The sequence below is a fragment of the Mesorhizobium sp. M0626 genome, from assembly GCF_040320665.1.
Classification (GTDB): Bacteria; Pseudomonadota; Alphaproteobacteria; order Rhizobiales; family Rhizobiaceae; genus Mesorhizobium.
Window position 1 is genome coordinate 25534 of record NZ_JAMYQD010000028.1, and the last position, 25056, is coordinate 50589.

Genomic DNA, 25056 nt, shown 5'->3' on the forward strand with positions numbered 1-25056 from the left:
CGCTCCCCGTCTCTGGTCGAGATTGCGAAGTGAGCGATTGGGGAGCCTAATGGCTGTTGTGGAAGACAAGGCGATACCTCCAGAAGCGCCGGCCCCCGGGGTACTGGGCAAGGACCGTTTCGGCATGACGTCGAAACGGGCTGCCGGCACTGACGAGCGGCTGGCCAGCACCGGCCGGCTGACGCAATGGCTGCGCCGGCCCGAAGCCGGTGCCGCCGGCGGCCTCATCGCCACCATCATCATCTTCGCCCTGCTGCCGGGTGCGTCGAACCTCTATTCGCTGCAGGGGTCGATGACCTTCCTGACGCTGGCAGCCGAACTCGGCATCATCGCCACGGCCGCAGCCCTTCTCATCATCGCCGGCGAGTTCGATCTCTCCGTCGGCTCGATGGTCGGCTTCGCCGGCGTCGTCATCGGACTGACGGTGAAATATTGGGGCTTGCCGCTGTGGGGCGGCATCGCCTGCGCCTTCGCTGTCGCCATCCTCACCGGCTACGTCAACGGCCTGATCGTTGTGAAGACCCGCCTGCCCTCCTTCATCGTGACGCTGGCGTCGCTCTACATCCTGCGCGGCCTGTCGATCGGCATCACCCGCGCCGTCACCGGCCGCACGCAGATCCCCTACATCCTCGACGGCGCGCCGGACCCGGCAACCGCGGGCCTGTTCAACGGCCATCTCCTGACTGGCTTCTTCCAATGGATGGGCACGCAAGGTTGGATCGCCACCCGCACCGACGGCATTCCCTTCGTCGTCGGCATTCCGATGTCGATCGTCTGGTGGCTCGGACTGACAGCGCTTGCCGGCTATGTCTTGACCCAGACCAAATACGGCAACTGGATCTTCGCCACCGGCGGCGACCTCAATGCCGCCCGCAATGTCGGCGTGCCGGTCGACCGGGTTAAGATCGCGCTGTTCATCTACACCGCCTGTGCCGCGACCTTGCTTGCCACCATCCAGGTGATGGAGGCCGGCTCCGCCGACACCACGCGCGGCCTGCTCAAGGAATTCGAGGCGATCATCGCCGCGGTCATCGGCGGCGTGCTGCTCACCGGCGGCTACGGCACCGTCTATGGCGTGCTGTTCGGCGCGCTGATCTTCGGCCTGGTGCAGATGGGCATCTTCTACACCGGCATCGACACCGACTGGTTCAAGGTCTTCCTCGGCATCGTCATCTTGATGGCCGTGCTCGTCAACAACTACATCCGCCTCAAGGCGCTCGGACGCGGAGGTGGCAAATGACCTATCCAAACCCATCCCCGGCCATCCAGCCAGCCATGGAATTGCGTGGTGTATCGGTCAATTTCGGCTCGGTGCGCGCGCTGCAGGATATCGACATCAAGGTCTATCCCGGCGAGGTGCACTGCTTGCTGGGCGACAACGGCGCCGGCAAGTCGACGCTGATCAAGGTTCTGTCGGGCGTGCACCGGCCGACCAAGGGCGAGATTTTCGTCGACGGCAAGCCCGTCACGTTCCGCAGCCCGCGCGACGCGCAGGACCTCGGCGTCGCGACGGTCTTCCAGGACCTCGGCATGATCTCGCTGATGTCGATCACGCGCAACTTCTTCCTCGGCCGCGAGCCGACCAGAAGCCGCCTGCCCTTCTCGCGCTTCGACAAGGAGCGCGCCAACACAATTGCCCGCCAGGCGATGGCCGATATCGGCATCGACGTGCGCGACCCGACGCAGGCCGTCGGCACGCTGTCGGGCGGCGAGCGCCAGTCGGTGGCGATCGCACGCGCCGTGCATTTCGGCGCCAAGGTGCTGATTTTGGACGAACCGACCTCGGCGCTCGGCGTGCATCAGGCGGCGATGGTGCTGAAATTCATCATCGAGGCGCGCATGCGCGGCCTGGCCGTGATCTTCATCAGCCACAACATCCACCACGCCTACCCTGTAGGTGACACTTTCACGCTGCTCAACCGCGGCCGCAATCGCGGTACATACGCCAAGTCCGAGATCTCGCGCGACGAGGTGATTTCCATCATGTCGGGCGGCGAGGATTTGAAGGCGGTGGAAGCTGAGATTGCCGGGCTGTTGGCGCAGATCGGCAACCGGCCGGCCGCCGCACCCTGAGCCTGGAACACTTTTGCAGAGAGTATTAACAGCATGAGCAGGATACGCGTCGGCGTCATCGGCGCCGGCATGATTTCGCAGGTCGAGCATATTCCAAACCTGTTGCGGCTCGGCGACCTGTTCGAACTGGTCGGCGTTGCCGACCCGTCAAGGATTTCGCGGGAATATGTCAGCGAAATTCACGGCATCGCCAATTTCGAAACGCCGGAGCAACTGTTCGGCCAGAAGCTCGACGCCGTCGTCATCGGCTCGCCCGACCCGCTTCATCACGAGCAGGTACTGGCCGCCCTTGGGTGCGGCCTGCATGTCTTCTGCGAAAAGCCGCTCTGCTATTCCCCGGCGGAAATCGCCGAGATCATCGCCGCGCGCGACAAGGCCGGCAAGGTCATGCAGGTCGGCTATATGAAACGCTTCGATCCGAGCTACCGGCTGGCGCTGGCCTCGCTGCCCGGCACGGCAAAGACGTTGCGGTCCGTCTCGGTCGAGGTCAACGATCCCGATGCCTGGCCGTTCATCGCCCACCAGCGCTACAAGCGAGGCAACGACATTCCCGAGGAGCTGATTGCCGCCGCGCAAAGCAAGCAGAAACAACAGGTCGAGCGCGCCATCGGCCAGCCCATGACCGATCTGGCTTTCCGTGGGTTTACCGGCGCTTACAGCTCCGCCTTGATTCACGATGTGAATGCCGTGCACGGCCTGCTCGACGCGCTCAGCGTGCCGGAGGGCGAGGTTGTCGGCGCGCAGATCTTCGCCAATGGCGATGGCGGCCAGGGCGCGGTAAAACTGCTCGACGGCCAGGCGCTGTGGACGATGACGCATCTCACCGTGCCGAAGCTCGCCGACTACAAGGAACGCATCACGCTGTTCTTCGACGATGCCAGCCTTGAGCTCGAATTCCCCTCGCCCTGGCTCAACCATCATCCGACCCGGCTGACTGTGAAGACCTCGGACGGCCACACACTGTCGACGAAGGATCTGCGTGCCGGCTACGGCGAAGCCTTCGTCGAGGAACTGCGCGGCTTCTGGGGTGCGATCGTCAATGGCGACGAGGTGGTCAACCGCCCCGAGCACGCCGCCCGCGACCAGGCGCTGCTGGTCGCGCTGACCAGGCAGCACCTGGCCACTTCGCAGGCCGGCTGAGCGCTCGCAGGATGTGTTGAGATTCAGGTCAGGCCGCGCCGAAAACGTTGGATTTCGAGAACCGGAGCGGAGCGTACTTAAGTACGTGAAGCGCGAAAGCCGGCGTTTGCAGGCCGGCCTCACCTGAATATCAGCATATCCTACCGGGTGTTGATGACGCCGTCGGTATTGGCGAGCAGCTTGCGCACCGCGTTGCGGGCCGCCTCCGGCCGCTGCAGGCGGATGGCCTTCTCGATCGCCTCGTGCAGTTGCTGTGCATGCTGCAGATCGTCGAGTTCGCGCGTCGTATAGGTGAACAGATGATCGAAGGCGGATTCGATCAGCACGCCGAGCGGCACCAGCAGATCGTTGCCGGAGGCGCGCAGGATGGCCAGATGGAAACGCGTATCGGCGCGCGTGCGCTCCTGCAGGCTCGGCGCCTCGCCCATCTCGCGGCAGGCCTGGCTGATCTCGGCCATCTGCTCCTCGGTGCGTCGCATGGCTGCGAAGGCAGTCGCTTCCGGCTCGATGATGTGGCGGAATTCCTGCACCGTCTTCAGGAACACCTCACGGTCGGGCGCGGTCGCGTACCAGGCGAGCACATCGCGATCGAGCAGGTTCCAGCGCTCCCTGGGCTCCACCCAACTGCCGATCTTGGGGCGCGACGCCAAAAGGCTTTTGGCCATCAGCATCTTGATCGCTTCGCGCACCGCAGAGCGACTGACGTTGAAGGTTTCGGACCATTTGGCTTCATTGGGCAGGATGGTGCCTGGCGGATAGTCGCCGCGCACGATCCGAAGCCCGATTTCGCTGGCCAGCGAGGCATGCACGCTGGTGCCGGGCATCCGGGTGGCGTCAGCCCGGCGAAGGGTCGCCGGGCGCTCGCCGGATGCCGCCTTTTCAGGCTTCTTTCCCTTATTCGGCTTTCCGTCCCTCATGCGTCCACAAAGTCCGGATTTCGAAAGCTGTCAAGCAAAGGACGGGACGTTGACGGCAAAGCCTGCGGCTGTGCACAGATCAGGTCGCAACCTTGCCCCCGGCCGTCCTATTTGACGTATTTGCGCCAGCTGTGCTCGGGACGGAAGCCGAGCATGTCCCTGGCCTTGCGGTTCGAGAGCAGCGTTTCATATTCGCCGAGATCCGCCTTGACCGGCACGTCGGGGTAAAACCGCTTCAAAAGTTCGGCCGTCGGCAGGTCGGACGAGGTGTCGTCATTGGCGGCGTTGAACACCTGGAAGCCGAGCCCGTCCGTTTCAACGGCGCGCAGCGTGATCTGGCCGAGATCGCGCGCGTCGACATAGCTCCAGGCGATGCGCTTGCGAAAGCCCGGATCGGCAAACCACTTCGGAAACAGCGAATATTCGTGCGGTTCGATGACGTTGCCGATGCGCAAGGCATAGATATCGGTGCCGTTGCGCTGCGCAAAGGCGCGCGCCGTGTGCTCGTTGACGACCTTGGACAGAGCATAGCTGTCCATCGGATCGACGTCGTATTCTTCGTCGAGTGGGAAATATTTGGGATCGCGCGGCTCGTTGGCGAACACCACGCCGTAGGTGGTCTCGCTGGACGCGATCACCACCTTCGGGATGCCGAGCTTCACCGCCGCCTCGATGACGTTGTAGGTGCCCATCGCATTGATGCGGAACGCCTCATTGTCGGTCGTGATCATGATGCGCGGTATGGCGGCGAAATGCACCACGGCATCGACCGGCTGCGGGCGCAGCGACGGATCGAATTCATGCAGGCCCATATAGCTCGACAGCGCGTTGAACACCTGGCCGCTGTCGGTGATGTCGGTGATCAGCGTGCGCACCTTGGGATTGTCGAGCGGCCTGGTGTCGATGTTGAGCACCTGGCAGCCCTGTTCGACCAGATATTGCACGACATGGCGACCGGCCTTGCCGCTGCCGCCGGTGAACATGATCCGCTTCGTCATTTTCGTCTCCAATGCCTAGGATTTCCGTGTATTGTCAGACAATATGGCATTCCGCAACCACCCTCGCCCGCCACACGGCGGCGCCCACTATCAATCATCGCAACAGGACTTCAAGACATGACCACGACCGCCGCGAGCGAAAAGATCGGCTTTATCGGCCTTGGCCTGATGGGGCACGGCATTGCCAAGAACATCGTCGACAAGGGCTATGGCCTGACCTTCCTCGGCCGCAAGAACCGCAAGCCGGCGGAGGACCTGATTGGCCGGGGCGCCAAGGAGGCGGCGACTTCGCGCGACGTGGCGGCGGCGTCCGACATCGTCTTCATCTGCGTCACCGGCTCGCGCGAAGTGGAAGCCATCATCCGCGGCCCCGGCGGCCTCAAGGAGGGCTTGAAGAAGGGTTCGGTCGTCGTCGACTGCTCGACCGCCGATCCGGTCTCGACGGTGGCGCTGGCGGCGGAACTGAAGGAGATCGGCGTCGACTTCGTCGATGCACCGCTCAGCCGCACCCCGAAGGAAGCCTGGGAAGGCACGCTCGACGCCATGGTCGGCGCGCCCGACGCGCTGTTTGCCCGTGTGAAGCCGGTCATCGAAACCTGGGCCGGCCGCATCGTTCATATTGGCGATACAGGTGACGGCCACCGCATGAAGCTGCTCAACAACTTCATCTCGCTGGGCTATGCCGCGATCTATTCCGAGGCGCTGGCGCTGGCCGAAAAGGTCGGCATCTCGCCACCGCGTTTCGACAGCGTCATCCGCAACGGCCGCATGGATTGCGGCTTCTACCAGACCTTCATGCGCTGGACGCTGGAGGGCGACCGCGACGCACATAAATTCACCATCGCCAACGCCTTCAAGGACCTGACCTATCTGGAATCGATGGCGGGCGCGGCCGGCATCGCCAACCCGCTCGGCAACGCCACCAAGAACTCCTTCGCCGGTGCCCATGCCACTGGCCCGGCCGAGCAATTCGTGCCGATGCTGGCGACATATATCGGCAAGGTCAACGGCGTCGACCTGATGCCCAGCAAGGATGGCAAGAAGCAGACGATTTGAGGTGGCGAAAAGCCTGTGTCAGCGCCTCGACCGGCCGATAACATCGTCGGTGTTGGCGAGCAGTTTGTGCACCGCATTGCGCGCGGCCGCAGGACGCTGCAGGCGGATGTTCTTCTCGATCGCCTCATGCAGCGCCTGCGCCCGCCGCTGATCGCTGGTCTCGCGTGTGACGAAGACAAAGAGATGATCGAGCGCCGACTCGATCAGAACGCCAAGCGGCACCAGCAGATCGTTGCCCGAGGCGCGCAGTATGGCGAGGTGAAAACGCGTATCGGCGCGGATACGCTCCTGCAGGTTCAGAGCCTCGCCCATCTCACGACAGGCCTGGCTGATCTCGTCCATCTGCTCGTCGTTGCGCCGCGTAGCGGCAAAGGCCGACGCTTCCGGCTCGATGATGTGACGGAACTCCTGCACCGTGCGCAGGAAGGCTTCCCGGTCCGGCCCGGTCGCGTACCAGGCCAGCACATCGCGGTCGAGCAGGTTCCAGCGTTCCCTGGGCTCGACCCAGCTGCCGATCTTGGGCCGTGAAGCCAGCAGGCTTTTGGCCATCAGCATCTTGATGGCTTCGCGCACCGCCGAACGACTGACATCGAAGATCTCGGCCCATTTGGCCTCGTTGGGCAGAATGGTGCCGGGCGGATAATCGCCGCGCACGATTCTGAGGCCGATCTCGCCGGCCAGCGAGACATGGACGCTCGCTCCCGGAAAATGCGCGGCACCGGCCCTGCGCATGACAGCCGGACCGCGGCTGGCTTGTGCCTTGGCCCGCTCGGTTCGCTTCTTTGATTTCTCGTCCGGCATTCACGTTCCAATGCGTCGGCCGTCTGCGTCCGGACTGGTCCGAACCTGCACGGCGCGCCGATCTCGTTGCCGAAAATCCAAACTACAGACGCGTCAAAGCCGGAGCCTGCTGCCCCAACCGTTGCGTCCGTCCGGGAAGAGACGGGGCGCCCGTCAAAGGGCGCCCCGAAATCGAGAACCTACTTCTGGATGCAGGTGTCGACCGTGTCCTTGGTGCATTCGTCGAGGCCGGTGAACACCGGATCGGCGACGGCCTTGCCTTCGACCAGATCGATCATCACCGACGGTGCCTTGTAGCCCATTTCGAACGGCCGCTGACCGACCAGAGCAGTCACAAGGCCGTCACGGGCGATCGCTACTTCATCGCCGATCGTATCGGCGGCGCCGATGACGAAGTCGTTGCTGGCGATGCGGTCCTTGAGCGGCCCGAACAGGTCGCGATAGGGCTGCGGTGCGCCAAACAGCGGCCAGCCGCCCATGATGCCGAAGGCGTCGAGCTTGGGATTGGCGGCGAGGATGTCGGTCATCGCCTGCACGCCCTTGGCGCCGTCGTCATTGGTGAACACCGGGCAACCGGCGACTTCGGTCCAGCCGCCTTCGCCGGCAAGTGCCGCCAGGCCTTCCTTGCCCGACAGCGCGTCACGCATGCCCTGCGCGCGGCGCAGGATGTTGTCGGCCGCGGGATTGCCTTCGATGGTACAGATCGTGCCGCCGTTCGGCTTGCCCTTCTTGATGTACTCGCCGATCTTGTGACCCATCAAATAGTTGTCGGTGCCGAGATAGGTCTTGCGCAGCGCGGCATCTTCCTTGCTGAGATCGGCGTCGAGCGTCATGATCGGGATCGTCGGATTGGCGGTCTTGATCGTCTGAGCGATCAGCGGCGCGTTGGATGGCGAAATCGCCATTGCCACCGTGTCGGCCTTGCTCAGCATGTCCTGAACGATCTGCGCTTCGCCGGCCTCGTCGGAGGTCGATGCCGGGCCGGTGTAGAAGCATTCATATTCCGAGCTTGCATTTTCCTTGTTCCATTTCTCGCAGCCCTGGTGGATGGCTTCGAAGAATGGATTGTCGAGACCCTTCACCACGATGACGAGCTGTTTCTTGGCCAAAGCCGGCCCGGCGCCCAGCGCCATGGCGGCGACGGCGGCGAGCAAAAGTGTTTTCCTCATGTCAGTCCTCCCTTGAAACAGACGGACACGGCGTGCCCGCCACACAGATCGACCGGATGCTTAATGACCGAGGTTCGTTTCACGAGCACTCGTGTCGCCAAGACAGATCGATAAGCATTTCCAGATGCGGCATTGGCCCGGCTCAACACATGGGTGGCGCCGCAACCTCGACCGATAAACCTCCGCCGATTCCGCCCGGCTAACCGCCAGCGACATCGGCACAATCTCCTCCGACGCTTAGCTAATATCGGCTTGCGGCCAACGTCAATGCTATTTGTCCTACAAAACGGATTTTTGGATAACCAACGCTTCAATTCGTCCGACAATTGATTGACGAGCGCCGGCTTTTGCGTAAAACAACGCTGACGCTGTTTCCGGGAGGAGATGGGGAGAGCGGGGCCAAAGCAGCGCCGGCATTCACGCCGGGAACAGCAGCGGGTCGCAAAACACGGGGAGGCAAAGACTGGTGGCGGTTCTCGAACTCACCAATATCTCGAGGCATTTCGGCGCAATCCAGGCGGTCAACGACGTATCGCTGTCGATCGAGCCCGGACAGGTGGTCGGCCTGATGGGCGACAACGGCGCCGGCAAGTCGACGCTGGTCAAGATGATCGCCGGCAATTTCCGCCCCAGCCATGGCGTCATGCGGATGGACGGCAAGGAGTTGATCCTGCACAAGCCGGCGGAAGCTCGCCAGCACGGCATCGAGATCGTCCACCAGGACCTGGCGCTGTGCAACAATCTGACCGCTGCCGCCAATGTCTATCTCGGCCGTGAATTGCGCCGCGGCCTCGGCCCTTTACGCATCCTCGACTATGCCGCCATGTACAAGCGCGCCGGCCAGCTATTCGCCGAGTTGAAGTCCGAGACCCGTCCGCGCGACCTCGTCAAGCAGATGTCGGGCGGCCAGCGTCAGGCGGTGGCGATCGCGCGCACCATGCTGTCGCAGGCCAAGATCGTGTTGATGGACGAACCGACGGCCGCGATCTCGGTGCGCCAGGTCGCCGAAGTGCTGAACCTGATCCGCCATTTGCGCGACCAGGGCATCGCAGTGGTGCTGATCAGCCACCGCATGCCTGACGTGTTCACCGTCGCCGACCGCGTCATCGTCATGCGGCGCGGCCGCAAGGTCGCCGACAAGACGATTGCGTCAAGTTCGCCCGAGGAAGTCACCGGGCTGATCACCGGCGCCATCGAACAGGTTTGATCTCAGCGAATTTCACCACGCACAGCAGATGAAGGTCGACGATGGCACTGACAATTGACCAGCCGATCGAACAAAAGCAGCAATCCTTGCCGGCAAGACTGTTTGCCAGCCAGACCTTCTGGGTGGTGATCGCGGTCATCCTGGCCTGCCTGTTCCTGTCTTTTGCCACCGACGCCTTCGCAACGTCGAAGAACCTTTACAACATCACCCGCAACATCACCTTCGTCGCCATCATCGCGCTCGGCATGACCTTCGTCATCATCACCGGTGGCATCGACCTGTCGGTCGGTTCGGTGCTCTGCCTGTCGTCAATGGTGCTGGCCGTCACCATGCATGCCGGCTACTCCATCGAGGTCGGCATCCTCGCCTCGATCGCCACCGCGCTCGCCATAGGCGCCTTCAACGGCATCATGATCGCCTATCTCGGCTTTCCACCCTTCGTGGTGACGCTCGGCATGCTGTCGATTGCGCGCAGCCTCGCCATGGTCGCCTCCAACAACACCGTCGTCTTCCAGTTCGGCCCCGATCACGACAAGCTTCTGGCGCTGGGCGGCGGCGCCTGGGTGTTCGGCATCGCCAATCCGGTGCTCTACATGATCCTTTTGGCGCTGATCACCGGCTTCACGCTGCGCTGGACCAAGTTTGGCCGCCACATCTTCGCCATTGGCGGCAATGAGCACGCCGCGACGCTGACCGGCGTTCCCGTCAAGCAGATCAAGGTCGCCGTCTATATGATCTCGGCGCTGGCGGCGGGCATTGCCGGCATCATCCAGACCGGATGGCTTGGCGCCGTCACCACCAATCTCGGAACCGGCATGGAACTGCAGGTCATCGCCGCCACCGTCATCGGCGGCGCCAATCTCGCCGGCGGCGTCGGCACCGCCTTCGGCGCCATTGTCGGTGCCGCGCTCATCGAAGTGATCCGCAACAGCCTTGGTCTGCTCGGCATCAATGCTTTCTGGCAAGGCGTGTTCATCGGCGGCGCCATCCTGCTCGCGGTGCTGTTCGACCGGATCCGCAACTTCAGGCGCAATGACTGAATGTTTTTGGACTGAATCTTCCGGCTGGAAACCGTTGCCTTGACATCGAAATCCCTGTTCGACCTCAACGGGCGGCTGGCGCTGATCACCGGCTCCGGCCAAGGCATCGGCCTGGCGCTGGCGCGCGGCCTTGCCGAGCATGGCGCAAGTGTCGTGCTCAACGGCCGCGATGCCGGCAAGGTTGCCGGTGCTGTCGCCGGCTTGCGCGACGCCGGCTTCAAAGCGCACCCCTCGACCTTCGACGTGACTGATTTTCGCGCGGTCGATGCCGATGTCGCCCGCATCGAGGCCGAGATCGGCGCCATCGACATCCTGATCAACAATGCCGGCGTGCAGTTTCGCGCCCCGCTCGAGGACTTTCCCGAGGAGCAGTGGGAGCGGCTGTTCAAGACCAATGTCTCCGGCGCCTTCCATGCCGGCAAGGCGGTCGCCCGCAACATGATCGCGCGCGGCAAAGGCAAGATCATAAACATCGGCTCGGTGCAGAGCGAACTCGCCCGGCCCAACATCGCGCCCTATACGGCGACCAAGGGCGCGATCCGCAATTTGACCCGTGGCATGTGCACCGACTGGGCGAAATACGGCTTGCAGATCAATGCCATCGCCCCCGGCTATTTCCGCACCGAGATGAACCAGGCGCTGGTCGACAACCAGGAATTCTCCGCCTGGCTGGAAAAGCGCACGCCGGCTGGCCGCTGGGGGTATGTCGACGAACTGATCGGCGCCGCCGTGTTCCTCGCCTCCGACGCCTCATCCTTCGTCAACGGCCATACGCTTTATGTCGACGGCGGCATGACGGCTTCGGTTTGACGGGAAACCCTATCGCTCAGTCTGAAAATCCACCACTACGGCCGGCAGCACACAGCGGCTTTCGCCCCGCGCCTTGACGCGAGCCCGAACTCAGCCGCACAATCCCGTTGCAGGCGAAGGGAGGCCAGTCGTCTGCGGGAGGTATAACCCATGACGGACGCGATCAGGCTCTATTGGGGCCGGTTCGGACATGTTTCTGTCCTGAATGTCGCCAGCGACTTCGTCACCCATGCGCATGTCGAGGCCCACATCATCATCTGGCTGGAGGGCACGGCCGGCGAGATGACCGTCGGCCGCGAGACGGTGCCGCTGGGTCCCGGCACCGCCGCCGGCATCAATTCCTACCAGCCACACAGCCACATTCTGTCGCACAACGGCAGGCCCGGCCTGTTCCTCGCCTTCTACATCGATCCGGATTGGGCGCGCCGGCGCCGCGACCTGCCTTCGTCGGCGCCGTTGTTTGCACAGGCTGCGATCACGCTCGAACCATGGCTGCACCAGGCCGCCGCCAACCTGCTCGATCATTTGAGCGATAATGAAAGCATCGACGACGTCGCCAATTACGAGATCGAGCGCTTCATCGATAGCGTGCTCGACGCCGCCGACGCCTCGGCGCCGCAGGAGACGCGCATCCGCGTCAACACCATGCAGGATTTCCGCGTCCGCAAGGCGATCCAGCTGATGAAGGCCAATGTCTGCGAGCGCATTTCGTTCGACGACGTCGCCCGCAGCGTCGGCCTGTCGCGGCCGCATTTCTTCGCTTTGTTCAAGGAACAGACCAATCTGACGCCCAACGTCTACTGGAACACGCTGCGCATGGAGGAAGCCGTGCGGCAGTTGCAGTGGTCGCAGGAGCCGCTGATCTCGGTCGCCTGCAATCTCGGCTTCACCACCCAGGGCAATTTCTCGCGCTTCTTCCGCGACCATGTCGGCGTGCCGCCGACGCTTTACCGCGAGGCGGCGCGGGCTATGGCCTGAGCCAAGCCGCTCGTTTTTCAGACTCCTTGATAGGGCCGCAAGACCCATTGATAAGCGCAGCACCGGCCGCCGCCCTACCCTGCTGCGTATCGAATTCGTAGGGGAATGATCATATGGCTGAAGTCACCGTCTCCAGCGTCATCGACGCGCCGGTCGAAAAGGTCTGGGCGCGCATACGCGACTTCAACGGCCTGCCGGGCTGGCATCCGCGCATGGTCAAGAGCCATATCGAAGACGGCAAGAGCGCCGAAACCATCGGCTGCGTGCGTAATTTCGAGCTCGCCAGCGGCGCGCGTATCCGCGAAAAACTGCTCGACTTCTCCGACGCGAATTTCCGCGTCAGCTACTCCATCCTGGAGACGCCGCAGCCGTTGACCAATCACAAAGCGACGCTGCAATTGCGCCGCGTTACCGACGGCGACCGCACCTATGCCGAATGGACAGCAACTTTCGACGCGGCGCCCGAAGAGGCCGACAAGATCGCCGCCGGCATGGCCGCCAATGTCTTCCAGGGTGGCTTCAATGCGTTGAAGAGCCATTTTTCTGGCCAGAGCTGAGTCAGGGGAGACTGCCATGGCGCTTGCCCTCCAGACCTTTTCGGCCGTCAGGGATGCCAACGCGGCGCTGAAGGCGCCCGGCACCCGCTATCTCGGCGGCGGCACGCTGGTCGTGCGCGCCGCCAATGAAGGCGATGTCTCCGTCACCGGCCTCGTCCGCTCGACTGATCCGGCCCTCTCCGGGATCACCGTTGCCGGCGGCAAGGTCCGCATCGGAGCTTCGGTGACAATGGCGGCCATCGCCCGCCATCCCGAGCTTGCGGCGCTGTCCAGGGCTGCGCGCGCCGTCGGCGGCCCGGCGATCCGCAATATGGCGACTGTCGGCGGCAATCTGTTCGCACCCGCGCCCTACGGTGATTTCGCTGTCGCCCTGCTGGCGTTGGATGCGACGGTCGGCACCGATGATGGGGAATTGCCTATCGAGGATTTTCTGGCCAGGCGGGACGACAGCCGCGCCATCGTCACATCAGTCGCCTTCGCGTTGCCGAAGGCCGAGAATTTCCGCTTCCTGAAAGTGTCGCGGGTCAAGCCGAAGGGCGTCTCCGTGCTCAGCATCGCCGCCGTTCTCGAACAGGCCGGCGACGGCACTGTCTCCTCGGCGCGGATCGCGCTCGGCTGCATGGCAGACCGGCCGATGCGCGCCCGTGCTGCGGAAAAGGCACTGATCGGCAGCAGGCTCGAGCAGGACGGCGTCGCAGCGGCGCTGGCTGCAGCCGGTGAAGGCACCTCGCCAATCACCGACCCGATCGCCAGCGCCTGGTATCGCGCCGAGGTTCTGCCGGTCCATCTCGGCCGGCTGCTGCTTACTTAACCACCGCTTGGGGGGCGCGCGTCTGTCCGATCAACCGGGCAGGCGCGCTGGGAGGAAAACATGGCAAAGGTTCCGGTTCAGTTCACGCTCAACGGCTCGGAGAAGGCCGAATTTGTCGACAGCGGCACGACGCTGCTGCACGCGCTGCGCGACAAGATCGGCGACACCTCGCCCAAGGGCGGCTGCCACCAGGGCACCTGCGGCGCCTGTTCGGTCATCATCGACGGCGAACTCCGGCTCTCTTGCCTGACGCTGGCCGAGACCTGCGGCGGCGCCGACATTCGCACCACATCGGGCCTCGCTGAGGCCGGCGTCCTGCATCCGCTGCAGCGTGCCTTCCTCGACGCCTTCGCCACACAATGCGGCTTCTGCACGCCGGGCATGATCATGGCCGCCAAGGTGCTGCTTGACCACACGCCCAATCCGAGCCGCGAGGATGTGGTCGAGGCGCTGTCCGGCAATATCTGCCGCTGCACCGGCTACGAGCCGATCATCCAGGCGGTGCTGACCGCGGCCCGAGCCAATTCGCAGAACGCGGCCTAAGGACCAAAAGAATGGAACTGCGCAAAAACTATTTCGCCGATCAGCGCAAGGACGGCCTGCACGAGATCGGCCATGGGCGGCCTCGGCTGGATTCGCCGGGACATGTGACGGGCAAGACCGCCTATTTCGCCGACCGCAACTTCCCGAATATGCTTCACCTGAAAATGGTGCGCAGTCCGCACCACCATGCCCGCATCCGTTCGATCGACACTTCCGAAGCGGAGAAGCATCCCGGCGTGGTGAAAATCCTCACCGCCAAGGATGTGCCGCACAATGTCTACACCATCCTGATCCTGATCCAGGTCGGACCGGAAGACGAAACGGTGCTGGCCGACGGCAAGGTGCGCTGGAAGGGCGAGGCCGTGGTGGCGGTGCTGGCCGAGACCGAGCGCGCGGCTCAGGAAGCGGCAGCCAAGGTCAAGGTCGATTATGAGGTGCTGCCGGCCGTCTTCGACATGGAAGAAGCGCTGAAGCCCGGCGCGCCTTTGGTCAACGAATATCACGGCCAGAATTATTACCTCTATGACAGCGGCGAATGCCGCAAGGTGCGCTTCGGCGATGTCGAGGCGGGCTTCGCTGGCGCCGACCACATCCTGGAACAGAGCTACCAGTCCTCGCCGATCGAGCATGCGCCGACCGAGACCACGGGCTGCGTCGTGGTGCCCGAAGGCAATGACCGCTTCACCTGCTACACCAACACCCAGGCGATGTTCTTCACCCTCGACAACGCGTCGATCATCCTGCAGATGCCCGGCTCCAAACTGCATTTCGTCGGCGGCACTGTCGGCGGCGGCTTTGGCGGCAAGGTCGACGTCATCGTCGAGCCGATCGCCATTCTTGGCGCCAGGCTGACAGGACGTCCCGTCTCCTTCATCTACAGCCGCGAAGAGGAGATGCAGATCTCCTCACCCCGCGCCGCCGAAAAGATAATCATCAAGGACGGCGTGATGAACGATGGCCGCATCGTTGCGCGCAAGGTGACCGGCTATACCGATGCCGGCGCCTATTCGCGCCACTCGCCTTATGGGGCGCAGAAGGGTGCCGCGCACTATCCCGGCCCCTACACCATCCCCAATGTCTGGATCGACACCTACTGCGTCTACACCAACCGCACACCCTCCTCCGCGATGCGCGGCTTCGGCGTCACCATCGGCGACTTCGCGCTTGAGGTGCAGATGGACAAGCTGGCGCGGCTGATCGGCATGGACCCGCTCGAATTCCGCTTCATCAACGCCTATCGCGATGGCGACATGAAGGCGCATCGCCAGCCGACCGAAGGAGCGGCGCTGATCGAGTGTATGCAGGAGGCGTCGCGCGCCGCCAACTGGCCTGTGGCGGAGAAGTATATGGCGATGTCCTCCTACAAGAAGGGAGCTTGAGATGGCGCTAAGGCGCGGACGCGGCGTCGCCGCGATCAACTATCCGACGGGCATGAACCTTGGCGGCGACCCGACGCAGGCGCTGGTGCATTCGACGCCGACCGGCAATTTCATGGTGACGCTTTCCAGCGTCGATCTCGGTCAGGGCTTGAAGCAGATCATGGCGCAGATCTGCGCCGAGACCATCGGCGTGCCGACGGACCGGGTTACCATCGACACCGCCGACACCGACACCGGTCCGCACTGCATGGGCACCTTCGCCTCGCGCGGCACCCACCGCGCCGGCAACGCCGTCATCCAGGCGGCCAAGGAAGCGCGCCAGGTGATGCTGGAAGTGGCGGCGGAAGAGCTGGAGGTGAACGCCTCCGATCTCGAAACTGATGGCGAGGGCAACATTCTGGTCAAGGGCGCGCCGCAAAAGTCGATCTCGATCTTCGATGTCGCGCTGTCGGCTCATTTCAAGCGTGGCCGCTCGATCTCAGGCCGCGGCATGTTCCTGATCCCGCGCTCCTATCCGGAGAAAGAGACCGGCGCGATGAAGCCGTCGACCTGCTACGCCCATGCCTGCACGGTGGCCGAGGTCGAGGTCGATGACGAGACGGGCGAGGTTACGGTGCTGACCGTCAAGAACGTCTTTGAGATCGGCCGCGCGCTGAACCCGAAAATGGTCGAGCAGCAACTGGTCGGCGGTTCCTGGATGGGCATCAGCCACGCGCTCTACGAAACGACCGAGCCCTATTATCCCAACCGCGACCATGGCGGCACCGACTTCAACCAGTATCTGATGCCGGGACCGGGCGATCTCGCCCAAACCGAGATCATCGTGCTGGAGCGGCCGTCGGCGGATGGTCCTTACGGTGCCAAAGGACCAGGCGAAATGTGCGCGAACCCGCAGATCCCCGCGGTTGCCAATGCCGTCTTCGACGCCGTCGGCGTGCGCATCGACACGCTGCCGATCACACCGGAGCGCATATTGCGCGCGCTGAAGGCGCAAGCGGCGAACTGAGGACGACATGCAGGAGCCGAATGCCGAGACTGTCGCGACCTCGCCGGAGGCGGTGGCATGCCACCTCGCTGGATCGCGCTACCTCGCCGACGACAGCCTGGCCACCGCCATCTTCCTGGCCATACGGCTCGGCAAGCCGCTGCTGCTGGAAGGCGCGCCCGGCGTTGGCAAGACCGAAGCTGCGAAGGCGATCGCGCAACTGCTTGGCCGCGATCTGGTGCGGCTGCAATGCTATGAAGGCATCGACGCAGCACACGCGCTCTACGAATGGAACTACCAGCGCCAGCTGCTCGCCATCCGCCATGCCGGCGAGCATGAGATCGACATCTATGACGACCGCTTTCTGATCGCGCGGCCATTGCTGCAGGTGCTGCGGGCGCCGGAGCAGCGCGTGCTGCTGGTCGACGAGATCGACCGCTCCGACCACGAATTCGAAGCGCTGCTTCTCGAATTCCTCTCCGACTTCCAGATCAGCATCCCTGAGCGCGGCACGATCCGCGCCGAGGCGCAGCCGATCGTCATCCTGACCTCGAACCGAACCCGCGAACTGGCGGAGGCGCTGCGTCGGCGTTGCGTCTATCACTGGATCGGCTATCCCGACGCCGAGCGCGAAGCCGCCATCATCATGCTGCGCGCCGGCGATGTCGCCGAGACCACCGCGCGCGCCGTGGCGAATGCCGTGCAGTCGATCCGCGCGCGGCCACTGGCCAAGCCGCCCGGCATCTCCGAGGCCGTCGAATGGGCCAACGCCGCCACCATACTGGAGAAAGGCGGCAGCCCATGGCCGCAAGCCTTCCGCCGCGCCATCGGCGTGCTGATCAAGGACGAGGAGGATTTGTCCGCGATCGCGCCGGAGCTTGGTGCCATCGTCGAGGAGGCGCTGGGGTGACGTGTGAGGTCAACAGCTCGTTCACAGCGAGGTGGCCTCACCTGGGCACTCTGCAACGCTGGCGGGACAGCGCCCCCCTCTGTCCTGCCGGACATCTCCCCCACAAGGGGGGAGATCAGCCGTCATCCTGGCTTTCGCCAATCTCCAGCGGCGCAGAAAGAACCGAAGCGCCAAAGCTGCTGATCTCCCCCCTTGTGGGGGAGATGTCCGGCAGGACAGAGGGGGGCGCGAAGGAATGATGCGTCAGGGAACCCTTCCTCTCGCCTCCGCGCCCTTCCTCGACTTCGCCCGGCTGCTGCGCCGCCACGCCTTTGCCGTCGCCCCCGAGCAGGTCTGCAGCTTCATGCAGGCCATAACCCTGCTCGGCCCGCGCTCCATGGCCGACATCCGCGAGGCGGCGCTCGCAACGCTTGCCCCCCCGCCCGATCGCCGCGGCGAATTCGAGGCGCATTTTCGCAATCACTTCCATGGCGATGGCCAACCCTCGATCGAAGGCGAGGAAGACGAGGAAACCCGCATCAAAGACGATCACGGCACGCGCCAGGAGGAGAAACAGACGACGCGCCAGGAGAAAGGCGGCGAGCTGTCGTCGGGCCTGGAGCAACTGAGCACGCGCGATTTTCAGCGCGACGATGACAGGCTGACCGCCTTTCGCCGCAAGCTGTCGGCTGCCCTCCCCGCGCGCCGCTCATTCCGCACCGTGCGCACCCATTCGCGCGGCAAGCTCGACCTGCGCCGCTCGCTCAGGGAAATCGTCAGCGCCGATGGCGATATCCCCTCGCCGCAGCTCCGCCGCCGCCAGACGGTGCCGCGCAAACTGCTGATCCTCATCGACGTCTCCGGCTCGATGAAGCTGCACACATCGGATTATCTCAAATTGGCGCACGCCGCCGTACAAGGTGCTGACCGTGCCGAAATCTTCACCTTCGGCACGCAGCTCACCCGAATCACGTCCGCACTGCGTATCCGCGATCGCGACCAGGCTCTCGCCCGAGCGGCGGCACTCGTAGACGACTGGGACGGCGGCACGCGCATGGGACCGACCCTGCTCGCCTTCCTCTCTGTGCCGCGGTTCTCGGCCTTCACGCGCGGTGCCGCTGTGATCATCCTGTCGGACGCGCTGGAGCGCGGCGACCATGCCGATCTCGAGACCGCGATACGCCGCCTGAGCGCCCGCGCCTTTCGCCTGTCGCTGGCCACACCGCTGGCCGGTGACCCGCGTTTCCTTCCCGCCACGGCAGCACTCCGCGCCATCCTGCCTGATCTCGACGATCTCATCGACGGCTCGTCGCCCGGGAGCCTCACCGATTTCATCCTGTCGCTCGCCCGCCCTGCCCCGGCGGCGTCGGCAATCTGGAAAAGGGTATCGTGATGCAGAAAGCCATCGACGCGCATTTCCACATCTGGCGCCAGCAGGATCAGCCCTGGCTGGTCGGCCCGATGGTGCCGCGCATTTTTGGCCCCTACGAGCCGATTCGCCGCGACTATCCGATCGAGGAATTTCTCGCCGATCAGCAAGGCGCAGGTGTCGAGAAGGCCGTCTATGTCCAGACCAACTGGGCCAAGGAGGATTTCGAAAAAGAAGTCGCCTTCCTGCAGAAGACTGCCGACGAGACCGGCTGGCCGCACGCTATCGTCGGCTATACCGATATGACTGTCGACGATGTCCGGCCCCAGATCGATCGATTGAAAAAGTACCCGCTGCTGCGCGGCGTGCGCATGCAGCTGCATTGGCACGAGACGCCGGCCTTCCGCTTCGCTGCCTCGGCCGATCAGGTCATCGACCCCAAGGTGCGGGCCAATGTCGCGCGGCTTAAAGACTATGGCCTGTCCTTCGACCTGCAGCTTTTCCCTGCCCAGATGAAGGACGGGCTGACGCTGGTCGGCGAGAACCCGCAGATCAACTTCATCCTCACCCATGCCGGCATGCTGACCGGCATGGAGCCGGAAACCACCGAGGCCTGGAAAGCCGGCCTGAGTACTCTATCAACAGCGCCGAACTTCTACGCCAAGCTGTCGGGCCTCGGCACCTTCGCCCACCGCAACGATCCGGCGTTGATTGCCTACATCGTCGACAATGCGATCGACATTCTGGGCGCTGACCACCTGATGTTCGGCTCCAACTTCCCGATAGAGAAGCTCTGGACCAGCCACGCCGAACTGATCAAGGCGCATCGTGCAGCCGTGGCGAAGCACGGTCCGGTGGCGGAAGCGGATATCTTTTGGAATACAGCAGAGAAGGTTTACAGACCGGCATAGCGCACGCTTTCCCTTCTCCCACAGGGGAGAAGCGAAAGCCGCCCCTCACTTCACTTCAAACTCAGGATCGACCGGAATCTGCATCGCAGTCACCAGATGGTTGGTCTGCCCGGCCAGCCCGATGATCGACGCCAGCTCGCCATGCTGCGCATCGGTCAAGCCTTTGGCGCGGGCAGCTGCCGTATGCGAATGGACGCAATAGGAACAGCCATTGGCGGTCGACACAGCGATGTAGATCATCTCCTTGGTCAGCGGATCGATGGCGCTTTCCGTAGCCATCACCACTTTCACCTGGTCCCATGTCCGTTTCAGCAAGGCCGGATCGTTGGCCAGCCCGCGCCAGAAATTGTTGACGAAGTCCGACTTGCGCGTCGCGCGGATGTCGTCGAACACAGCCTTCGCAACCGGGATTTTTTCGACCTCGGCATCGCTGAGGAGTTTTGTGGCGGCCATGGCGTTTCCTTTCGTTGAATCGGTGGATCAGGTGGTTGAATCAGGTTTCGAGCAAGGGCGGCTAACCGGCTATTCCGATTCAGTTTTTGATGCTGACAGAACCATGGCGATTGGCCGAAGCATCTCAGCTTCGTCATTCACGGGCGAAGCAGGCGCGAAGCGCCGTCGCGGAGACCCGAGGATGACGAAGGCGCTGAGGCCTTCGCCAATTGGTGACGTATGCGCACCGTCAAACACCGACCGGCAACCTAGTGCACTGCCGCATACATGATCTTCTCCTCCGTCGCCTCCGCCGGCGAGAACTCCTCCACGATGCGCCCCTGTCGGCACACCAGAATCCGATCCGACAGGTTCATGATTTCCGGCAGGTAGGACGAGATCACCACCACCGCCAGCCCCTCATCGGCCAGCCGGTTGATGATCTGGTGGATCTCGGCGATGGCGCCGACATCGACGCCGCGCGTCGGCTCGTCGAAGATGACGATGCGCGGCTGCTGCACCAGCCCCTTGCCGATCACCACCTTCTGCTGGTTGCCACCGGAAAGCTCGACCACGCGGGCGTTGTCGTTTATCGCCTTGATGTTCAGCGTCTTCGTCCATTCTGCGGAAAGCGTGCGCATCTCCTGCTGGTTGATCACCCAGGCCTTTTCGCGGCCCGCCGCCAGGAGCCCGCCGAACAAATTCTCGGCAATGCCCATCGTCTCGAAAATGCCCTCGCTTTTGCGGTCCTCGGAGACGTAGACGATGCCGTCGGCGACCGCTTCGCTCGGCACGAGATAGCGTACCGGCCGGTCGTCCAGCTCGATGGCGCCGCCGCGCAGGAAATCGCGCTTGTAGATGCCCGACACGATCTTGAAGGTCTCGGTGCGGCCCGAGCCGATCAGCCCGAACACGCCGGTGATCTGTCCCTGAAAGATCGAGAAGGAGGTGTTGCGCACGACATTGCTCATCGAAATGTCCTGCACCGACAGCACCTTCTTGCCGGCCTTGCGCAGCTTCGCCTCGTCGCGCTGGCGGTAGATCTGTCCCGACAAAGTGCGCCCTACCATGGCGGCGACGATCTTGTCGCGATCGAAGGCCGATGTGTCGTCGGTTATGACCAACTCGCCATCGCGCAGGATTGTGATGCGGTCGGCGATCATTAGCGCCTCTTCCAATGCATGGCTGATGAAGACGATCGAGACGCCGTTCGCCTTCAGCCGCCGGATCAGTGCGAAAAAGTGCCGCTTCTCCTCCGGCGTCAGCGTCGCCGTCGGCTCGTCGAAGATGATAATCTCGGCATTGTGGTGAACGGCGCGCGCGATCTCGACCATCTGACGCTTGGCCGCGCCGAGCGTTGCCACCATGGCGTTCGGGTCGACCGGGAAGTTCAGCGATTGCAAAAACTGTTGCGCCGAAATGTAGGTGCCGCGCAGCCGGTTGAGAAACTTTTCGGTGCCGAGATAGAGGTTCTGCGCCACTGTCATCGACGGCACCAGGCTGGTCTCCTGGAACACCATGGCGATGCCGGCCTCGAGCGCCGCATGCGGCGAGGCGTAGGCGATCTCGCGGCCTTTGTGGAACATCTTGCCGGAAGTGGCGTCGACGACGCCGGCAATGATCTTGGTCAGTGTCGATTTTCCGGCGCCATTCTCGCCGAGCAGCGCGTGGATTTCGCCCTTGCGCAGTTCGAAGCTGACTTGTCTGACCGCGGGCACGCCGCGATAGTTCTTGGTGACATTTTCCAGGCGCACGATCGGTTCCATCAGAAACCTCCCGCGTCGAGCACGCAATCGCCGCCCCTGGAGGCGATGAATAGAAGTCCGTCCTTCTCCGCCACGCTGCAAATGCCGTGGCGCGTGCCGTCGGCGCGGCTGTGCAGGCTGAATTGCGGCTGCATGGTCCGGTCGAGCTTCACCACCAGCCCGTAGGAGCGGCTCGGCGACCAGGGCTTGTGGATGCCCATGGTGCGGATGCCGCCACATTGCAGCGGTTCGAGGAAGCTGCGGTTGGAGGCCAGCGCCGGCGCGATCCAATAGGCCGGAGGCACTTGGTCGATCATGTCGCGCCGGTAATGCGTTTCCTGCAGCACGAATTCGATCAGCCGGTTGCGCGGCGCGAACAGGGCCAGCCACGCGCCGCCATCGCCGGCCGGCGCAAGGCGCGCGGGATAGCCGGGCAGATGCGTCAGCACGGTCGAGCGGCTACCGGTTGCACCATCGAAGCGAACGAGCTGGTGACGCCAGCTTTCGCTGACCAGCACATCTCGCCCCGTGGGATGGAGCCCATAGGGAAAGGCGATCTCGCCGGCCACTTTGCGGAACCCGCCGCCGGCTGCGTCCCGCCTCCAAAGCGATCCGGACGCGCCCTTCTTCATCAGGTCGGCGGCCCATAGCGACGGCGCATGCTCAGCCGAGCCATTGGCCAGCCACAACGTGTCGTCCTCGGCATAGGCAAGCGCGGTGATGCAGCTGACGCCAGACGGCAGCGAAACCTCCTTGCCGGCGACCAGCAGCTTGCCGCTCTCAAGTCCGACCGTCAGTTCTCCCGACAGTGATAGAGCCAGCGCAGTGATGGGGGAAGGAAAGGTCTCGACAACCTTCGGCTCCACTTCTGCGGCAAGCGAATAGATGGCGTTGCCGCTGGAAGCGAGCAGCCGGCCATCGGCAACCAGCAGATTGTCGGGTTCGATCAGTCCGGCAAAAACCGGCGCATCATCGAGCCGCGTGTTGGGCCGGAAGGCGCCGTCGAGCGGCGGGATGGTGACGGCCTTGCCGCGAAACATGTCCAAGATGGGATCGAGGATCATGGCTGCGTTCCCCAATAAGAAGCGGAGCTGGTCCAGGTCGGGTCCGCGCCCGCAATCTTGTAGCGGCCGATGCGGTTGTTGAGGATGCCGCCGACGAACAGGAAACCCTTGTGCTCGCGCATCGAGGTGACCATCGGATGCGCGCCGCCGGTGAGGTCGCCCATCGCCTCGATAATGCCGCCCTTGTCGTTGAATTTCACCACGCCGCCGGTGTTGATGTTGGGGAACAGCCACTCGTCCTGCGGCAGCCGGCGCGTCATGCGCTTGCGCATATCGGGATGGCGCAGCGACAGGTCGAAGCTCGGCGTGCGCATGCCGAGCCATGCCATCCAGTAATTGCCGTCGGAGGCGCGGTTGATGTTGTCGGGATAGCCCGGCATGTCGCGGATGACGCATTCGGCGGCGCCCGCCTTCGGCCCTTCCAGCCAGTAGCGATGCACGCGGCAGGCCCAGCTCTCAGCGAAGAACAGCGACTTGCCGTCATGCGCCATGCACACACCGTTGGTGTAGCGGTAGCCGTCGAGCAGTGTCTTCGTCGAACCGTCCTTCGGGTCATAGACCAGCAGCCGGCCGGTGGCGCGGTTCTCGATCGAGTCCAGTGCCCAATCGTGGGCGTCATAGCGCTTGGTGGAGTCAGTGAAATAGATGCGCCCGTCCGGCGCGATGTCGCAATCATTGGGGTCGCGCAGCCGCGCATCGTCGACGATCGAGGTCCAGGAGCGCGACGTCTCGGCCGACAGGCGCTTCACTTCCCGATCCGGCGAGACGGAATAGAGCCCCATGGCGCCGACGCAGCTGATCAGATTGCCCGATTTGTCGAAGGCCAGGCCCAGCGGAAAGCCGCCGATGTGGGCAAACACCTCCGATTTCACATAGTCCGGCGCGAAGAAGCGGACGATCTCGCCATGGCGCGTGCCGCAATAGAGGTGATCGTCGCGGTCGAGGATGACGTCTTCCGGCCCTTCCAACTCGCCGAGCCCGATATGGTCGGCCGCCGACAGCCGGTTGTCGAGCGCGTAGGGCGTGCCTGAGCCCGGCACCGCAGACTGTGTCTCGCCCATCTTGAGATAGACCGGCGCGACATAGACTTCGTTGAGCACCTTATGGCGGTTCTTCAGCCAGCGAATGTCGATCGTCACCGCCACCGCCAGCATGATGCCCAGCACCATCTGGTTGGTGCCGGTGCCATAGCCCAGCCGGATCAGCCCGTTGGTCATGGTCAGCACGATGATGGCGCCCATCAGCCCCTTGATGACCGAGCCGCGGCCACCACCCAGGCTGACGCCGCCGACCACCGCCGCCGTCAGCGCCATGATCTCAAGGTTGAGGCCGGTGCCCGGCCCTGCCCCACTCAGGCGGCAAGCGATCAGGAAGCCGCCGATCGAGGCGCAGAAGCCGGAAAAGACATAGGTCATGAACACGGTGCGGCGCACGCGAATGCCGGCATTGTGCGCCGAGCGCCTGGATCCGCCGACCGCCAGCACATGCCAGCCCGGCCGTGAGCGCGTCAGCGCGATATGGGTGACGATGGCAAGAATGATCGCCAGCCACACCGAGACCGAAAGCCCCCAGAAGGTGCTGTCGCCGATGAAGTCGAGCACATCGGATGTCGCCTGGGAAAGCTGCACGTCTGCGGCATAGGTGGTGACGAGAATATCGAACAGCGCCCGGCCAAAAATGAAGGTGACCAGCGTAGTCAGAAAGGCGCGCAGCCTGAGATAGCCGACGAGGTAGCCGTTGACGGCGCCGAAGATGAGGCCGGTGGCGAGCGATGCCGCCACCGCCAGCCAGATAGACTGTTCGAGAATGAAGAAGACATAGACGGCGGAGAAGCAGGACAGCGCGAAGATCGAACCGACGGACAGATCGATGCCGCCGCCCAGCATCACCACCGTCATGCCGGTGACCACCATCGAGAACTCGCCGAGCTGGCGGGTCGATTCCTGTAGCGAGGTCAGCTTGAAGAAGCCGGGAATGATCGAGCCGAACACGCTGAGCGTCGCCACCAGCGCCAGGAACGGAATGGCGTTGTCGGTCCAGCGTTTTGTCAGGATTTCGCCGACCAGATGGTCGGGCACGAGATTGTAGCGCCAGGACTGGAGGCGTTCGCGAAAGGACATCGGCGGCTGCTATTCCATGAGGGAACGAGGTGACCGGATTGTCCAGCCACCTCGTTTATTTC

The 25056-nt window shown here is 63.6% G+C and carries 24 protein-coding genes; 16 read left to right on the forward strand and 8 right to left on the reverse strand.

What is annotated here, in order from left to right:
• Positions 1–124 precede the first annotated feature (124 nt).
• The 3 genes from NKI37_RS28475 to NKI37_RS28485 are packed head-to-tail and all read left to right on the forward strand — an operon-like array spanning position 125 to position 3213.
• Positions 125–1240, forward strand: coding sequence for an ABC transporter permease (locus NKI37_RS28475; RefSeq protein ID WP_023815614.1), 1116 nt, complete (start codon positions 125–127; stop codon positions 1238–1240).
• The gene (locus NKI37_RS28480) at positions 1237–2073 is read left to right on the forward strand and encodes an ATP-binding cassette domain-containing protein (RefSeq protein WP_023712088.1); all 837 of its coding nucleotides are present in this window, start codon (positions 1237–1239) and stop codon (positions 2071–2073) included. Before NKI37_RS28475 ends, NKI37_RS28480 begins: the two co-directional genes overlap by 4 nt.
• A gap of 33 nt (positions 2074–2106) precedes the next feature.
• A complete protein-coding gene (locus tag NKI37_RS28485; protein ID WP_352790985.1) occupies positions 2107–3213 on the forward strand; it encodes a Gfo/Idh/MocA family protein in 1107 nt (368 codons plus the stop codon).
• A gap of 140 nt (positions 3214–3353) precedes the next feature.
• On the opposite strand, the gene NKI37_RS28490 is transcribed toward NKI37_RS28485, so the two are convergent.
• Both NKI37_RS28490 and NKI37_RS28495 read right to left on the reverse strand, forming a co-directional pair.
• Positions 3354–4130, reverse strand: coding sequence for a FadR/GntR family transcriptional regulator (locus tag NKI37_RS28490; protein ID WP_023736007.1), 777 nt, complete (start codon positions 4128–4130; stop codon positions 3354–3356).
• A gap of 107 nt (positions 4131–4237) precedes the next feature.
• Positions 4238–5128, reverse strand: coding sequence for an NAD-dependent epimerase/dehydratase family protein (locus NKI37_RS28495; protein WP_023699664.1), 891 nt, complete (start codon positions 5126–5128; stop codon positions 4238–4240).
• 117 nt (positions 5129–5245) lie between these two features.
• On the opposite strand from NKI37_RS28495, the gene NKI37_RS28500 reads away from it, so the two are divergent.
• Complete coding sequence (locus tag NKI37_RS28500) at positions 5246–6184, forward strand: NAD(P)-dependent oxidoreductase (protein ID WP_023687954.1); 939 nt, start codon at positions 5246–5248, stop codon at positions 6182–6184.
• An 18-nt stretch (positions 6185–6202) separates the two neighbouring features.
• Here the strand turns inward: NKI37_RS28500 and NKI37_RS28505 are convergent, their stop codons facing one another.
• Together NKI37_RS28505 and NKI37_RS28510 are read right to left on the reverse strand one after the other, a co-directional pair.
• Positions 6203–6985, reverse strand: a complete 783-nt coding sequence (locus NKI37_RS28505) for a FadR/GntR family transcriptional regulator (protein ID WP_023673051.1) — start codon at positions 6983–6985, stop codon at positions 6203–6205.
• A 179-nt stretch (positions 6986–7164) separates the two neighbouring features.
• Positions 7165–8154: a sugar-binding protein gene (locus tag NKI37_RS28510; protein ID WP_023673050.1), complete on the reverse strand. Its 990-nt coding sequence runs from the start codon at positions 8152–8154 to the stop codon at positions 7165–7167.
• Positions 8155–8620: 466 nt separating this feature from the next.
• Here NKI37_RS28510 and NKI37_RS28515 point away from each other — a divergent pair, with 466 nt between their 5' ends.
• The 12 genes from NKI37_RS28515 (at position 8621) to NKI37_RS28570 (ending at position 19633) form a co-directional block, all read left to right on the forward strand.
• Complete coding sequence (locus tag NKI37_RS28515) at positions 8621–9361, forward strand: ATP-binding cassette domain-containing protein (RefSeq protein ID WP_023682237.1); 741 nt, start codon at positions 8621–8623, stop codon at positions 9359–9361.
• A gap of 41 nt (positions 9362–9402) precedes the next feature.
• The gene (locus NKI37_RS28520; RefSeq protein WP_023673048.1) at positions 9403–10401 is read left to right on the forward strand and encodes an ABC transporter permease; all 999 of its coding nucleotides are present in this window, start codon (positions 9403–9405) and stop codon (positions 10399–10401) included.
• A gap of 39 nt (positions 10402–10440) precedes the next feature.
• Positions 10441–11211, forward strand: a complete 771-nt coding sequence (locus NKI37_RS28525) for an SDR family oxidoreductase (RefSeq protein ID WP_023712093.1) — start codon at positions 10441–10443, stop codon at positions 11209–11211.
• Between the two features lie 150 nt (positions 11212–11361).
• Positions 11362–12189, forward strand: a complete 828-nt coding sequence (locus tag NKI37_RS28530; RefSeq protein WP_023712094.1) for an AraC family transcriptional regulator — start codon at positions 11362–11364, stop codon at positions 12187–12189.
• Between the two features lie 113 nt (positions 12190–12302).
• Complete coding sequence (locus tag NKI37_RS28535) at positions 12303–12746, forward strand: SRPBCC family protein (RefSeq protein ID WP_023673045.1); 444 nt, start codon at positions 12303–12305, stop codon at positions 12744–12746.
• A gap of 16 nt (positions 12747–12762) precedes the next feature.
• Positions 12763–13557 (forward strand): FAD binding domain-containing protein, encoded by a 795-nt coding sequence (locus tag NKI37_RS28540; protein ID WP_023673044.1) that lies wholly within the window; start codon positions 12763–12765, stop codon positions 13555–13557.
• A 60-nt stretch (positions 13558–13617) separates the two neighbouring features.
• Positions 13618–14100: a (2Fe-2S)-binding protein gene (locus NKI37_RS28545; RefSeq protein ID WP_023673043.1), complete on the forward strand. Its 483-nt coding sequence runs from the start codon at positions 13618–13620 to the stop codon at positions 14098–14100.
• A gap of 11 nt (positions 14101–14111) precedes the next feature.
• Positions 14112–15479, forward strand: coding sequence for a xanthine dehydrogenase family protein molybdopterin-binding subunit (locus NKI37_RS28550; RefSeq protein ID WP_023673042.1), 1368 nt, complete (start codon positions 14112–14114; stop codon positions 15477–15479).
• 1 nt (position 15480) lies between these two features.
• Positions 15481–16485 carry a xanthine dehydrogenase family protein molybdopterin-binding subunit gene (locus NKI37_RS28555; RefSeq protein WP_023696212.1) on the forward strand — a complete coding sequence of 335 codons (1005 nt, stop codon included), beginning with the start codon at positions 15481–15483 and terminating at the stop codon, positions 16483–16485.
• A 7-nt stretch (positions 16486–16492) separates the two neighbouring features.
• Positions 16493–17374 (forward strand): AAA family ATPase, encoded by an 882-nt coding sequence (locus NKI37_RS28560; protein WP_352790989.1) that lies wholly within the window; start codon positions 16493–16495, stop codon positions 17372–17374.
• A 235-nt stretch (positions 17375–17609) separates the two neighbouring features.
• Positions 17610–18746, forward strand: coding sequence for a vWA domain-containing protein (locus NKI37_RS28565; protein WP_023736012.1), 1137 nt, complete (start codon positions 17610–17612; stop codon positions 18744–18746).
• Positions 18746–19633: an amidohydrolase family protein gene (locus tag NKI37_RS28570; RefSeq protein ID WP_023687944.1), complete on the forward strand. Its 888-nt coding sequence runs from the start codon at positions 18746–18748 to the stop codon at positions 19631–19633. The genes NKI37_RS28565 and NKI37_RS28570 overlap by 1 nt, the downstream gene beginning before the upstream one ends.
• A 45-nt stretch (positions 19634–19678) precedes the next feature.
• Here the strand turns inward: NKI37_RS28570 and NKI37_RS28575 are convergent, their stop codons facing one another.
• The 4 genes from NKI37_RS28575 to NKI37_RS28590 form a co-directional block, all read right to left on the reverse strand.
• Positions 19679–20086, reverse strand: a complete 408-nt coding sequence (locus NKI37_RS28575; RefSeq protein ID WP_023736013.1) for a carboxymuconolactone decarboxylase family protein — start codon at positions 20084–20086, stop codon at positions 19679–19681.
• 248 nt (positions 20087–20334) lie between these two features.
• Positions 20335–21831 (reverse strand): sugar ABC transporter ATP-binding protein, encoded by a 1497-nt coding sequence (locus NKI37_RS28580; RefSeq protein ID WP_023736014.1) that lies wholly within the window; start codon positions 21829–21831, stop codon positions 20335–20337.
• On the reverse strand, positions 21831–22874 hold the full coding sequence (locus NKI37_RS28585; protein ID WP_023696217.1) for an SMP-30/gluconolactonase/LRE family protein: 1044 nt from the start codon (positions 22872–22874) through the stop codon (positions 21831–21833). The genes NKI37_RS28580 and NKI37_RS28585 overlap by 1 nt, the downstream gene beginning before the upstream one ends.
• Positions 22871–24994: an ABC transporter permease gene (locus NKI37_RS28590; RefSeq protein ID WP_352518736.1), complete on the reverse strand. Its 2124-nt coding sequence runs from the start codon at positions 24992–24994 to the stop codon at positions 22871–22873. Before NKI37_RS28590 ends, NKI37_RS28585 begins: the two co-directional genes overlap by 4 nt.
• Between the last annotated feature and the right edge of the window lie 62 nt (positions 24995–25056).